The sequence below is a fragment of the Corynebacterium sp. H128 genome (assembly GCF_037482625.1).
Taxonomy (GTDB): Bacteria; Actinomycetota; Actinomycetes; order Mycobacteriales; family Mycobacteriaceae; genus Corynebacterium.
Map to the genome: position 1 here is coordinate 37238 of NZ_JBBHKW010000001.1, position 14187 is coordinate 51424.

Genomic DNA, 14187 nt, shown 5'->3' on the forward strand with positions numbered 1-14187 from the left:
GGAGTTAGTTTTCCCCGCGCAAGCAGGGATGAGCCCTGAATCGCCGCAGGTAAGAACGGATTTGACCAGTTTTCCCCGCGCAAGCAGGGATGAGCCCGCTGGTACGCCGGGTACTGCCTCACTGGTGAGGTTTTCCCCGCGCAAGCAGGGATGAGCCCGGCACGCTGGTGATCGACATCGTGGACAAGTCGTTTTCCCCGCGCAAGCAGGGATGAGCCCTTGTAGCCGTCATTGCATGCATCTTCCACGCAGTTTTCCCCGCGCAAGCAGGGATGAGCCGTGAAGACACGCGCTTAGCGACCATAGCTGGCTGTTTTCCCCGCGCAAGCAGGGATGAGCCCCACACAAGAAAGAGTAAGAAAGATTCGCCCGAGTTTTCCCCGCGCAAGCAGGGATGAGCCGATGAATGGGTGGAGGAAAAGCTTGAGGTGATTGTTTTCCCCGCGCAAGCAGGGATGAGCCGTTGGTGGTCTCTATCGAAGAAGAGCTACCTGGGTTTTCCCCGCGCAAGCAGGGATGAGCCCGGCTTTCGTCTCAGCCGCGTTCCACTTCTCCTGTTTTCCCCGCGCAAGCAGGGATGAGCCCTTCGTCAAGACCGGTATCGGCGTGGTCAAGTCGTTTTCCCCGCGCAAGCAGGGATGAGCCGCCATGCCGTTTGAGAAGCCGTTTAAGCGGGTTGTTTTCCCCGCGCAAGCAGGGATGAGCCGCCGACGGGTACGAAGTGCAGATCACCCACCTAGTTTTCCCCGCGCAAGCAGGGATGAGCCCGGGTTGCGGTAATCCAGCACTCGAAGCTCAGGGTTTTCCCCGCGCAAGCAGGGATGAGCCCGGGTAGCGGACATGCGCGGCTCGAACGTAACGGTTTTCCCCGCGCAAGCAGGGATGAGCCGCACGGTTCAGAAAGATACTTGGAGAGTTTGTTGTTTTCCCCGCGCAAGCAGGGATGAGCCCGAAATTACGTGCAGACACAAGAACGGCAGCGAGTTTTCCCCGCGCAAGCAGGGATGAGCCCGTTGTTTCCGCTGCGTCGATCTCTGCCTGGTAGTTTTCCCCGCGCAAGCAGGGATGAGCCCACTTGGACGCGTTGTGCTGCTCTTAGGGGTTTGTTTTCCCCGCGCAAGCAGGGATGAGCCCTGTCGAAGATGGCTTAGGAGGCCAAAGTGGAGGTTTTCCCCGCGCAAGCAGGGATGAGCCCACCTCGAGGACGGCGCCGAGTTCTCGGTGTTCGTTTTCCCCGCGCAAGCAGGGATGAGCCTGACACCAATGACAAAAGCGTGAGTTGGGGAGGGTTTTCCCCGCGCAAGCAGGGATGAGCCCAGCCACGCCCTCCTGCGTGTCAGACGACCCGCGTTTTCCCCGCGCAAGCAGGGATGAGCCCCCGTGGTGCCTTATCGGCATGGCCTGGCTCGGGTTTTCCCCGCGCAAGCAGGGATGAGCCTGAGGGTGTTGAGGTCGGTAGGCGCGACAGGTTGTTTTCCCCGCGCAAGCAGGGATGAGCCCAACGTCCACTCGAGCGGGTGAGCCTCGGCCGGGTTTTCCCCGCGCAAGCAGGGATGAGCCGCTACCGACCAGACGCCCAGTGTGGCGCTCAAGGTTTTCCCCGCGCAAGCAGGGATGAGCCCTTCCCTACCTGATTTGCGTGATCGACGAGTACGTTTTCCCCGCGCAAGCAGGGATGAGCCCTTCATTATTGGCCTGCCTTTCATATGTGATTAGTTTTCCCCGCGCAAGCAGGGATGAGCCGTAGGGACAGCAATACCCCCCACAATAGGGCAAGTTTTCCCCGCGCAAGCAGGGATGAGCCCCTGATCTTCAGTCGTCGGGTAGTTCGCACGAAGTTTTCCCCGCGCAAGCAGGGATGAGCCCGGGTGCCCTTGCTGAAGACGGTTCGGGAAAGTGTTTTCCCCGCGCAAGCAGGGATGAGCCCTAAAGAGAGCTTGCTGCTCGCCTACATTTAGCGTTTTCCCCGCGCAAGCAGGGATGAGCCGGGATGTTGTCAGCCTGAACGGGGCGGTATTCGGTTTTCCCCGCGCAAGCAGGGATGAGCCCAAGAGGACGCTTACGCCGATGATATGAGCATCGTTTTCCCCGCGCAAGCAGGGATGAGCCTAAGCGCTTGCTTTTCCTTGATAACGTCTTCTTGTTTTCCCCGCGCAAGCAGGGATGAGCCCGTCCCGCGTGTGGTGACAAATTGATAGCGCGGGTTTTCCCCGCGCAAGCAGGGATGAGCCGATGATGTAGCCTGTACCTATTGCGGTCATGTAGTTTTCCCCGCGCAAGCAGGGATGAGCCCCAGGAAGTCATCAACCTGCTGGTTAGTGACCAGTTTTCCCCGCGCAAGCAGGGATGAGCCCAAGAAGCTTCTGACGCTGATTGATCGCCCTGAGTTTTCCCCGCGCAAGCAGGGATGAGCCCCCTATCAGCTCCACCAAGAAAACGGGGAGTTAGTTTTCCCCGCGCAAGCAGGGATGAGCCGACTCGGCCGCGGGTACCGCTTTGGGCGAGGTTGTTTTCCCCGCGCAAGCAGGGATGAGCCCGACAGTGATTTTGCTAACGGGTGGCCGATGCCGTTTTCCCCGCGCAAGCAGGGATGAGCCGTCCCGGCCGGGCACGTAGGGTCCCATGTCGTCGTTTTCCCCGCGCAAGCAGGGATGAGCCGTCTACGCCTAGCTAAATGATACCCCTTGCCGAGTTTTCCCCGCGCAAGCAGGGATGAGCCCAAAACTAAAGCGACCAATGCTGTTAGCCACAAGTTTTCCCCGCGCAAGCAGGGATGAGCCCCGTTGTGTTCATAGCTGTTATCCCATTCCCCTGTTTTCCCCGCGCAAGCAGGGATGAGCCGCGACGCGGTTACGTCGTGGAGGCTGAATTGCAGTTTTCCCCGCGCAAGCAGGGATGAGCCCCCATTCATGAAGCCGATCAAGGGGAACCGAACGTTTTCCCCGCGCAAGCAGGGATGAGCCGAAAAACGAGAGAAAAGGAAAAAGGAAATGAGTGTTTTCCCCGCGCAAGCAGGGATGAGCCCCCGCATACGAATTTCCCAAATTCGTGAGCAAGGTTTTCCCCGCGCAAGCAGGGATGAGCCCGTCACTGTGACGCTCATTGATTTTCAAGCGCCGTTTTCCCCGCGCAAGCAGGGATGAGCCGTCGAGAGAATGTGAATGGTCGGGCAGTTTAACGTTTTCCCCGCGCAAGCAGGGATGAGCCTGAGCAAAAAGAGCAGCTGTGGGTGGACGTGATGTTTTCCCCGCGCAAGCAGGGATGAGCCCCTCAAGAGCAACCGCAATCTCAGCCCTACCCGGTTTTCCCCGCGCAAGCAGGGATGAGCCCCGAGCCGGGCAGGTGGGTAGTGGACTGCGTGGGTTTTCCCCGCGCAAGCAGGGATGAGCCGAATCAAGTCCATCTCTCGTGTGTCGTGGAACGGTTTTCCCCGCGCAAGCAGGGATGAGCCGAGCAAATTGAGAATATGGCATGGGATCTTAGCGTTTTCCCCGCGCAAGCAGGGATGAGCCGTGTCCATGGCGGACAGCCCAGCGAGTGAGATCGTTTTCCCCGCGCAAGCAGGGATGAGCCGCAAAGGCCGATCTTGGTCGCTTCGAAACTCTAGTTTTCCCCGCGCAAGCAGGGATGAGCCCAAGCAGGTCAGCGAGCCACGGCATCGGCCACCGTTTTCCCCGCGCAAGCAGGGATGAGCCGGATTGGGAGGCGTGGGCGGCGTTGTCGTCGACGTTTTCCCCGCGCAAGCAGGGATGAGCCTGATGGAGGGTGCGCGGGTCAGCATCGGAGAATGTTTTCCCCGCGCAAGCAGGGATGAGCCGGAACCTGTTTATGGTGTGCTCCCAGCCGGAATGTTTTCCCCGCGCAAGCAGGGATGAGCCCGGTGACAACCATCTTCTTTTTCCTTTCTTTGTTTTCCCCGCGCAAGCAGGGATGAGCCGAGAAAATAGCGTAGCGGGCTAACGCTCAATAGGTTTTCCCCGCGCAAGCAGGGATGAGCCGAGAAAATAGCGTAGCGGGCTAACGCTCAATAGGTTTTCCCCGCGCAAGCAGGGATGAGCCGTGGTATCCGGCTAAGCGTTACGCGGATCACACGTTTTCCCCGCGCAAGCAGGGATGAGCCGCGACAATGAGAATGTAAATGAGAATACATATTGTTTTCCCCGCGCAAGCAGGGATGAGCCGGCGCGGTGGTACATGGACAAGCTTCTTGAGGAGTTTTCCCCGCGCAAGCAGGGATGAGCCTGTGCGGGGGCGTTGACCATGTCGGCCATATTCGTTTTCCCCGCGCAAGCAGGGATGAGCCCTGGGTGGCTGGCTGCTGCTGTTGAGGTGCTGCGTTTTCCCCGCGCAAGCAGGGATGAGCCGAAACGCTCAAATTGGCCTCTAAACGCCGTTTTGTTTTCCCCGCGCAAGCAGGGATGAGCCCATCTCCGCCTGTAACAAACTTGTTGTTGATTTGTTTTCCCCGCGCAAGCAGGGATGAGCCCATTAAATTCATCGTCAAAGTTGTTGACCCCCGGTTTTCCCCGCGCAAGCAGGGATGAGCCGTTTCTCGAATGAAGCGCGGCTCCCTCAAAATCGTTTTCCCCGCGCAAGCAGGGATGAGCCTCACCCTCAACGTTCCCGTGGAAAAAGGATAGAGTTTTCCCCGCGCAAGCAGGGATGAGCCGAAGTCCGCCAACAATGCCTTGAGGTGCGCGCCGTTTTCCCCGCGCAAGCAGGGATGAGCCCCTCCAAGAACTCGCAGAGGATCAAATCCTCGTGTTTTCCCCGCGCAAGCAGGGATGAGCCCGAGTGGGACACCACCACCGACGGAGAAGCTGTGTTTTCCCCGCGCAAGCAGGGATGAGCCCACGGCCAAGCTCATCATTCTTGCCCTCAAACAGTTTTCCCCGCGCAAGCAGGGATGAGCCCAACCCGGAAATCCTTCCGCGCATCATTGCGCCGTTTTCCCCGCGCAAGCAGGGATGAGCCCACGACCACGGGAACCATCAAAACCCAACGTGAGTTTTCCCCGCGCAAGCAGGGATGAGCCCGGCTGGTCAAATTACGATACGTGGTCTGCTATGTTTTCCCCGCGCAAGCAGGGATGAGCCCTCGCGTGGTGGTGACGGCCTTGACGCTTTCGCGTTTTCCCCGCGCAAGCAGGGATGAGCCCAACGTCATACAGGCCAGGCTTCGCAAAGCTGCGTTTTCCCCGCGCAAGCAGGGATGAGCCCACTTCTGAGTTGATGAGATGCTTCTTTGCTGTGTTTTCCCCGCGCAAGCAGGGATGAGCCCTTACCGTGTGGAGTCCACACATATATCACGTAGTTTTCCCCGCGCAAGCAGGGATGAGCCGATTTCGCCAACGCACCCGTGGGTACGATTATCGTTTTCCCCGCGCAAGCAGGGATGAGCCCCCTTTCTAACGTGTTTGCCGATGACCTGACCGGTTTTCCCCGCGCAAGCAGGGATGAGCCGAAGCACACTGTGAACTCGAAGCCCGTCAGTACGTTTTCCCCGCGCAAGCAGGGATGAGCCGCAGATCGGCATGGAGCTGGATAGATTCGATGTGTTTTCCCCGCGCAAGCAGGGATGAGCCCATGACCATGCAAATGATATCCAGGCTGGCCAAGTTTTCCCCGCGCAAGCAGGGATGAGCCGACTTTGAACCCCGGCCCCTCGTGATCCACCACGTTTTCCCCGCGCAAGCAGGGATGAGCCCTGGAACTTCAGCACAACAGAGTGCTCAGTGGTGTTTTCCCCGCGCAAGCAGGGATGAGCCGCTTAGTCTAGCTCTTGGGAGTTCTGCAACTTTGTTTTCCCCGCGCAAGCAGGGATGAGCCCCACACTGCAGCGCCTACAACAAAGCCCATGAAGTTTTCCCCGCGCAAGCAGGGATGAGCCGGGGTTCCAGCCCCCCAGGGATCAGAAGCCATGGTTTTCCCCGCGCAAGCAGGGATGAGCCCGAGGTACTGGACATACTAGCCACCATGTCGGTGTTTTCCCCGCGCAAGCAGGGATGAGCCCGTCAAAGGCACCTAATTGGCGAACGTGAACAAGTTTTCCCCGCGCAAGCAGGGATGAGTCCTGCCTGCGGGTGATCTTGCACTTCTGACATGCGTTTTCCCCGCGCAAGCAGGGATGAGCCGTCATCACAGGTGAAATCATTAAAATCTATCGGGTTTTCCCCGCGCAAGCAGGGATGAGCCGGTAGGGGGTATTTTTGTGCCCTAAGTCACATAGTTTTCCCGCGCAAGCAGGGATGAGCCCGAGGACGGCTAGCAGGCTTAGCGCAGACCAGAGTTTTCCCCGCGCAAGCAGGGATGAGCCCATCGCCTGCCACACCGCCGGATCAGTACCAAAGTTTTCCCCGCGCAAGCAGGGATGAGCCCCGCAATCGAGATCAAAGTGAGTCGCGCCGACGGTTTTCCCCGCGCAAGCAGGGATGAGCCCTCTCCCATAATCTCGCCGAATTCGGTGGCCACGTTTTCCCCGCGCAAGCAGGGATGAGCCGTACCCTGCGCGGGTCGCGCGCCTGCGAGCATTGTTTTCCCCGCGCAAGCAGGGATGAGCCCAACCTTGAGAATCTACATTGCCCCACACAAATGTTTTCCCCGCGCAAGCAGGGATGAGCCGTTCAGGTCGCACGCCTCGAAATCGGCGGCGAGGTTTTCCCCGCGCAAGCAGGGATGAGCCGGTCAGCGCGCCCCTCGTACTCGGCACCGCTGGGTTTTCCCCGCGCAAGCAGGGATGAGCCCATTCCGGGCTATATCGCGCAGCATCCCGAGCTGTTTTCCCCGCGCAAGCAGGGATGAGCCCAAATCGGAGATCGAGTGGCAGTGCGTCGGCGAGTTTTCCCCGCGCAAGCAGGGATGAGCCCACGCGGTAGCAACGCCGATCCAAAAACGGGCGGTTTTCCCCGCGCAAGCAGGGATGAGCCCTTGGCAGACCTCAGCTAGAAGCTGTAAGGATGGTTTTCCCCGCGCAAGCAGGGATGAGCCGCAGCAGGTAAGTGGACAACTTAACTGAACCTGGTTTTCCCCGCGCAAGCAGGGATGAGCCGCAGCAGGTAAGTGGACAACTTAACTGAACCTGGTTTTCCCCGCGCAAGCAGGGATGAGCCGTCGGGTAACTCTTACGTCCTCATTCCTCCTAGGTTTTCCCCGCGCAAGCAGGGATGAGCCGCACATGACACCAGGCGGTGAGGTGAGGCAGGAGCTTTCCCGCGCAAGCAGGGATGAGCCCATTATTGATATCACCGGTAAGCCGGTGGAGGAGTTTTCCCCGCGCAAGCAGGGATGAGCCGAACCTCATCGTCAAGAGTGAGGAAGCCAGGGCGTTTTCCCCGCGCAAGCAGGGATGAGCCCGACCTCGCGGGTGGCGCGGTCAAGCTCGATACGTTTTCCCCGCGCAAGCAGGGATGAGCCGAATGTCTTGCAGCATTTCGAGCACAGCAATCAGTTTTCCCCGCGCAAGCAGGGATGAGCCCTGGCCCGCATGATGGGCGACGAAGGTAAGGGCGTTTTCCCCGCGCAAGCAGGGATGAGCCCCCCAACCATGTGGGGGTTTAGAAGCCAAGCAGTTTTCCCCGCGCAAGCAGGGATGAGCCTATAGAGCTGCACGAAGACGGCAGGCTCTACGCGTTTTCCCCGCGCAAGCAGGAATGAGCCCGGTAAGTTCTGCACCAAAGCGTCCTGACACTGGTTTTCCCGCGCAAGTAGGGATGAGCCCTACAAACACCCACCCGCCACCGACGTCCAATTGTTTTCCCTGTGCAACCAGGGATGAGCCGGTTTACACGACCCGGCAATCCGACCACCACCGGTTTTCCCGCGCAAGTAGGGATGAGCCCCTTGGGTGGGGCGACTAAACATGACAGAGGTGAGTGCTCCCCGCGCAAGCGGGGTTAAGCGAGAGCGAAGCACCTCACGTAGGTGCCTGGCCAAAGTTTGAAATCCGCTCCTGTGCTCGCTGCCTCGGCCTTGTTAGGAAATTTGGAAAGTCACAACCAGCAGGACACTGGGTATGAGACAGGTACTAAGAGAGATTGAGCTGCAAGCAAAGCGCCACCGGATCTTTACTCGAATTCCAATCCGAGCAGCGCATTTTCAATCAGTTCCGGCAGGGCAGGGTGGATCCAATACTGCTTGGTGGCTACGTCTCGGCAGTCAAGATCGAAAGCCATCACGGTAATGAGCTGCTGGATCAGGGTGGATGCCTGCGGGCCGATGATGTGTGCGCCCAGTAAGCGTCCGGTGGTTCGGTCGGCAATCAGCTTGGCGAAGCTATCCGTATCCTCCATCGCCCAACCGTAGGCAACGTCTCCGTACTTCTGGATTTTGACGGTGATGTTGTCGTAGCGCTCGCGGGCCTGCGCCTCAGTGAGCCCAACAGTTGCGATTTGCGGGTTGCTAAATACCGCAGAAGGGACGTAGTCGTGGGGCATTTCCCGCAAGTCGTCGGGGTGTAACACGTTGTGGCGTACTGCGCGCATTTCTGCATTGGCAACGTGCTTGAGCTGGTAAGGAGAGGACACGTCGCCAAGCGCCCACACCCCTGGGGCACTCGTGCGTCCGAAGGCATCGACCTTGATGGCGGTACCGTTCATTTCGATCCCAGCGGCGCTGAGGTTCATTTGGTCACCGTTTGGCGTGCGCCCGGTAGCTACCAAGAGGACATCAGCTTCTAGGCTATTGCCGTCGTTAAGCTGCAACGTCAGGTTGCCTTCCTGGCCGCGTGCGCCGGTGATCTCGCAGTCATAGCGGACTTCCCATTGAGCTTCGGCGGCGCGGGAAAAGGCTGTGGCGATGTCTTCATCCATGCTGCGTAGCATGCGGTGGGAGCGCACCAATTGGGTGACTTCGACGCCGAGCGCGGAAAAGACGTGCGCGAACTCGCAGGCAATGAAGCCTGCACCAACGATGGTCATTCGACGTGGCAGCGAAGGCATGCGCATGATGTCTTCGTTGGTGTAAAAGCGCACTCCGGAGTTCGCGATTGCGGCCGGGATATGCGGGCGAGAGCCGGCTGCGATGATGATGGTGTCGCCGCTGATCTCGCATTCCATTTCGCCTTGGCCCGTCTTCAACCTGTTGGGGCCGGTGAAGGATGCGTGCCGATCGTACACATCAATATTCGGGGTTTCCGGGCCCCGACGGTACTGTTCACCACCTGCTGCGATGAGATCCACGCGTTGAGTGAAAACCCGCTCTACGATCGATGGCCAATCCACTGCCGTGCGGTGCGCCGCGATGCCATAGCGGTCAGCATGGTCGATGGCGCGAGCGATATCTGCTGCGTAGACGAACATCTTCGTAGGGATGCAGCCGACGTTGAGGCAAGTGCCACCGAAAGTGCCTTTTTCAATAATCGCGATGGACTTGTCATCAAACTCCGGGCCGGGGATGGAGTTGCCGGAACCAGTTCCGATAATGATGATGTCGTAATGCTTGCTCACGGAAGCTCCTTGTCTAGAACGCTAGCGCCACGCGTATCGACGGCTAGTTTCATGGGATTGTCTTGACCCAAGGTTATGCGACCCGTCTGGCATCTGGCCAAGACCTCCGGCGAAGAGGGAAAACTTCCCCGTGAATCAGATGTAGAACGCTGCTAACAGAAGAGTTTTCCGCGGTTTCAGGGGGCGCTTTTCCGGAATGGCGCTGGCGACTTTTGGGGGTGAAATTCGCCGCGAATAGCAGCAAACCTGAGCAAAGAACCAGCTCAAAATGTGAGCTAGAAACGGCGAATGGGGGAGAAATGGCGCCTAAAAACTTAGGTTTTATCCCGGTCTTTTCCCAATGACGCATTCTTTCGGCGTAAGGTTGAGGGTTAACGGACGAGTTGTCGGTCACAGGGAATCGGCAACGGGAATGGAAGTCCACCTTGGCATACCGGGTCCGCGGCAAGTAGAAGCTTAGGCGGATTTTCGGTGTTCCAGGTTCTAAATGAATTGCATAGTTGATGAAAGAAGTTGAGCTACAGTGTCCGAAGCAAAAGTAAGCGCAAAGGTAACTGACGAGGCAGATGTAGTCCTTATTGGCGCAGGTATCATGAGCGCCACGCTAGGGGCGATGCTTAAGCAGCTCGAGCCAACTTGGTCTCAGGTAATCTTTGAGCGCTTGGATCAGCCAGCGGAAGAGTCTTCCTCGCCGTGGAACAACGCAGGTACCGGCCACTCGGCACTCTGCGAGCTGAATTACACCCCACTGCAGCACGGCGAAGTGAACATCTCCAAGGCTGTGAACATCAATGAGAAGTTCCAGGTTTCGCGTCAGTTCTGGTCGCACCAGGTGGAAAACGACATTCTCACCGAGCCCCGCGAGTTCATCAACCCGGTTCCTCACGTTTCCTTCGGCCGTGGCGATGACCAAGTTAAGTACATCAAGATGCGCTACGAGAAGCTCTCCAAGCACACTTTGTTCGAGGGGATGGAATACTCCGAGGACGATGCTAAGTTCGCTGAGTTCCTGCCATTGATGGCAAAGGGCCGCGACTTCGAGGCCGAAAAGGTCAACATCTCTTGGTTCAACAACGGCACCGACATCAACTATGGTGCACAGGCCAAGCAGTTCCTCGCCGCCGCTGAAAAGGGCGGCACCGAAATCCGCTACGGGCACGAGGTGAAGGACATCAAGGCAGACGGCGCCAAGTGGCTCGTCACCGTCAAGAATGTCCACACCGGTGACCTGCAGACGGTGAAGGCGAACTTCGTCTTCGTCGGCGCTGGCGGAATGGCGCTGCCACTGCTGCAGAAGTCCGGCATCAAGGAAATCAAGGGCTACGGTGGCTTCCCAGTTTCCGGCGCTTGGCTGCGCTGTACCAACGAGGAACTCATCGAGCAGCACGCCGCCAAGGTCTACGGTCAGGCATCCGTTGGCACCCCACCAATGTCTGTCCCACACTTGGACACCCGCGTTATCGACGGCAAGAAGGGCTTGCTCTTTGGCCCATATGCCGGGTGGACCCCTAAGTTCCTCAAGGCGGGTTCCTACTTGGATCTGTTTAAGTCGATGCGTCCGGGCAACCTGCCTTCCTACATGGGCGTCGGCGTGCAGGAAATGGGCTTGACCAAGTACCTCGTCACCGAGGTCATGAAGGACGAGGCAGCTCGCCTGGAGTCCCTCCGCGAGTACATGCCAACCGCTAAGGCCGAGGATTGGGAGTTGGTCATCGCTGGTCAGCGCGTCCAGATCATCAAGCCAGCTGGCTTCCCTAAGTTCGGCTCCCTCGAGTTCGGCACCGCCCTGATCAACAACTCCGACGGCACTATTGCTGGCCTGCTCGGCGCATCTCCAGGAGCTTCCATCGCACCATCCGCGATGATCGAGGTCCTAGAGCGATGCTTCGGCAACCGCATGATCGAGTGGGGACCAAAGCTCAAGGAAATGGTCCCGACCTATGGCGTATCGCTTTCCGGCGATAAGCAGCTCTTCCAGGAAGTCTGGCAGCGCACGCAGAAGACTCTCAAGCTGGAGGACTAAATACCTTGACTGTCGCCCCCAATCCGGGCTTTCCGTTCGCTGCGGTAGTAGGACAAGAGCAACTCAAACTCGCTCTCATCCTCAACGCGATTTCGCCCCGGATTGGGGGCGTCGTCGTGCGTGGCGAAAAGGGAACCGCCAAAACCACCACCGTTCGTGCCTTCGCAGCGCTTCTCGGTGACGCACCACTGATCAACCTGCCCTTGGGTGCTACCGAGGACCGTGTGATTGGCTCCATTGACGTCGAAAAGGTGCTCACCACCGGCAAAGCCGAGTACCAGCCGGGTCTGCTCGCGCAGGCACACGGTGGCGTGTTGTACGTCGACGAGGTCAACCTGCTGGCGGACCACCTGATCGACGCCTTGCTTGATTCCGCGGCCACCGGCCACGTCAGTATCGAGCGCGACGGTATCTCCTATTCTTCTCCGGCATCCTTTGTGCTGGTAGGGACGATGAACCCGGAGGAGGGGGAGCTTCGGCCACAGTTGTTGGACCGCTTCGGCTTCGCAGTGGAAGTTGCGGCCAGCCGTGAGGTGGACACGCGCACGGAAATCATGCGCCGTCGCTTGGCTTTCGAAGAGGACCCAGCCGGTTTCTCGCAGCAATGGGCGGAGCACACAGCCGAGATCAGTGCCCGGATCCAGACTGCACGGGATCGGGTCGGCGAGATCGAATTGGACATCGAGGCACTGCGCGCGATTGCTAGTGTGTGTGCGAGCTTCGACGTCGATGGCATGCGCGCTGACCTGGTGATTGCGCGCGCGGCCGTCGCTCATGCAGCTTGGCGCAATGCTGTGAGCGTGAGCGAGGAAGATATTCGGGTGGCGGCGCAGCTGGCGTTGCCACACCGGAAGCGTCGCAATCCTTTTGACGAGCCGGGTGTAGACGAACAGCAGCTCGACGATGCATTAAACGATGCGCTCAATGAAGAGCTGCCGGATGACCCAAGTGAGCCTGCAGAGCCCACTGAAGGAAACGTGCCAGAGACGCCGGATGCGGATGGAAAGGCAGGTAGCGCCGACACCGGCGCCCAGTTTCGCTCCTAAAGTACTGCGGCGTCGTTCGCTCAGTGAGATAGGTGCGCCGGGGCGTCGATCAGCGGCGTGGTCGACCGTGGGCTCCAGCGTGCGCGCGCGTCGCGACGGCCATGGGTTACACCTCATCGGCAGCGTCTTCGCCGCCGCCGAACGGGGCGCCCGGATTCACGGCGAGATAATCGATTTTCGCCCGGGAGACCTGCGTGGACAGCTCCGGCGCGGCAAACGTTCGAATCTTATCGTCTTCCTCGTGGATGCCTCTGGGTCCATGGCGGGCCGAGATCGCCTCGCTGCGGTGACAGGAGCGGTCCTCTCGCTGCTCTCGGATGCATACCAGCGTCGCGATAAAGTGGCAGTCATTAGCGTGCGCGGCAACACCCCGGAGCTGATTCTGCCTCCGACCAGCTCGATTGATGTTGCTGTCCGCAGATTGAGCGATGTTGCTACTGGTGGCCGCACCCCATTGGGAGAGGGACTGCTCATGGCGTATGACCTCATCGAGCGGGAGTACCGCAGGGATCCCGGCAAGGAGCCTATTCTGGTCGTGCTCTCCGACGGCCGGGCGACCGGTGCTTCCGGAGACAGCGGCATGCGCCAGGCTGCGGGCATCATCGCACAGCGTGGTATTGCAGCGTCCGTGGTCGTTGACTGCGAGCAGGGCGGTCGCATTCGGCTGGGCCTCGCTCGGACATTGGCGCAGGATTTGGGTGCGGTGTGCATCACCCTCGATGAACTCAATGCGGACTCCGTCGCCGGCATCATCGATGCCATTTAGTCGGTAGCCTCAGTACTATGCAGAAGATCATCCCCAACATTTGGTGTGACGGCAATGCCCGGGAGATGGCGGAGTTCTACACCGGTGTTTTCCGCTCGGCCAGAATCTGCGGTTCGCAGAGCTACCCCACGGAAGGCCTACCTGATTTTCAGCAACACCTTGCGGGGCAGGACCTCATTGTGGATATGGAGATCGGTGGCTTGCAGCTATCGCTGATCAATGCGGATGATCATTACCGCCCGAACCCGGCAGTGAATTTCATGGTCAACGTCGACCCGGCTGAGTTCACGGATGCCGAGCAGTACATCGACCAATTGTGGTCTGCCTTGGCGCGGGAAGGCCGGATCCTCATGGATATCGGCGAGTACCCCTTCAGCCAGCGTTATGGCTGGGTTGAGGACAAATACGGCCTAAATTGGCAGCTCATCCTCACCCGTCCAGAGAACGAGCCCCGGCCACATATCATCCCCGCGCTGATGTTCTGTGGTGCCGCCCAAGGGCACTGTGCAGAGGCCGTCGATTACTACTGCGAGCTCATTGCTGATTCCGCAGTAGGACGTCGTGTCAGCTACCCAGACGACCCGCACCAGGTCATGTTTTCCGAGTTTCAGCTGGCAGGGCAGTGGTTCACCGCCATGGATTCCGGCGTCCCGCAGGATTTCACTTTTGATGGTGGCATCTCCTTCCTTATCCAGGCCAAGGATCAAACGGAGATTGATCAGCTGTGGGACGGCCTCGCCGCGCAAGAACAACCGTGCGGTTGGTGCGTGGATCGTTTTGGTCTGGTGTGGCAGGTTATCCCGGCGAACTTCGGGGAGCTGATGAGTGCCCCGCATGCTTATGAGACCATGATGAGGATGACCAAGATAATAGTCGCCGAGTTCGGTGGCCGCACGGGGCCGAGCTAGCG

General features: G+C 59.1%; 5 protein-coding genes and 1 CRISPR repeat array (1 of these 6 running past the window's edge). Of the genes, 4 read left to right on the forward strand and 1 reads right to left on the reverse strand.

What is annotated here, in order from left to right:
* A CRISPR array of direct repeats spans nt 1–7836; the repeat unit is 28 nt; unit sequence GTTTTCCCCGCGCAAGCAGGGATGAGCC; it begins 2495 nt to the left of the window's first position.
* Between the two features lie 226 nt (nt 7837–8062).
* Entirely contained in the window at nt 8063–9442 is a 1380-nt protein-coding gene (mtr, locus tag WG915_RS00170) for a mycothione reductase (RefSeq protein ID WP_339563342.1), read from the reverse strand.
* 523 nt (nt 9443–9965) lie between these two features.
* Between mtr and mqo the strand changes: the two genes are divergently transcribed.
* The 4 genes from mqo to WG915_RS00190 are packed head-to-tail and all read left to right on the forward strand — an operon-like array spanning nt 9966 to nt 14185.
* Nucleotides 9966–11465, forward strand: coding sequence for a malate dehydrogenase (quinone) (gene mqo, locus WG915_RS00175; protein ID WP_339563343.1), 1500 nt, complete (start codon nt 9966–9968; stop codon nt 11463–11465).
* Nucleotides 11466–11470: 5 nt separating this feature from the next.
* The gene (locus tag WG915_RS00180) at nt 11471–12511 is read left to right on the forward strand and encodes an ATP-binding protein (protein WP_339563344.1); all 1041 of its coding nucleotides are present in this window, start codon (nt 11471–11473) and stop codon (nt 12509–12511) included.
* A complete protein-coding gene (locus WG915_RS00185) occupies nt 12465–13277 on the forward strand; it encodes a vWA domain-containing protein (protein ID WP_339563345.1) in 813 nt (270 codons plus the stop codon). Before WG915_RS00180 ends, WG915_RS00185 begins: the two co-directional genes overlap by 47 nt.
* A 17-nt stretch (nt 13278–13294) precedes the next feature.
* Nucleotides 13295–14185, forward strand: a complete 891-nt coding sequence (locus tag WG915_RS00190; RefSeq protein WP_339563346.1) for a VOC family protein — start codon at nt 13295–13297, stop codon at nt 14183–14185.
* Nucleotides 14186–14187 lie beyond the last annotated feature (2 nt).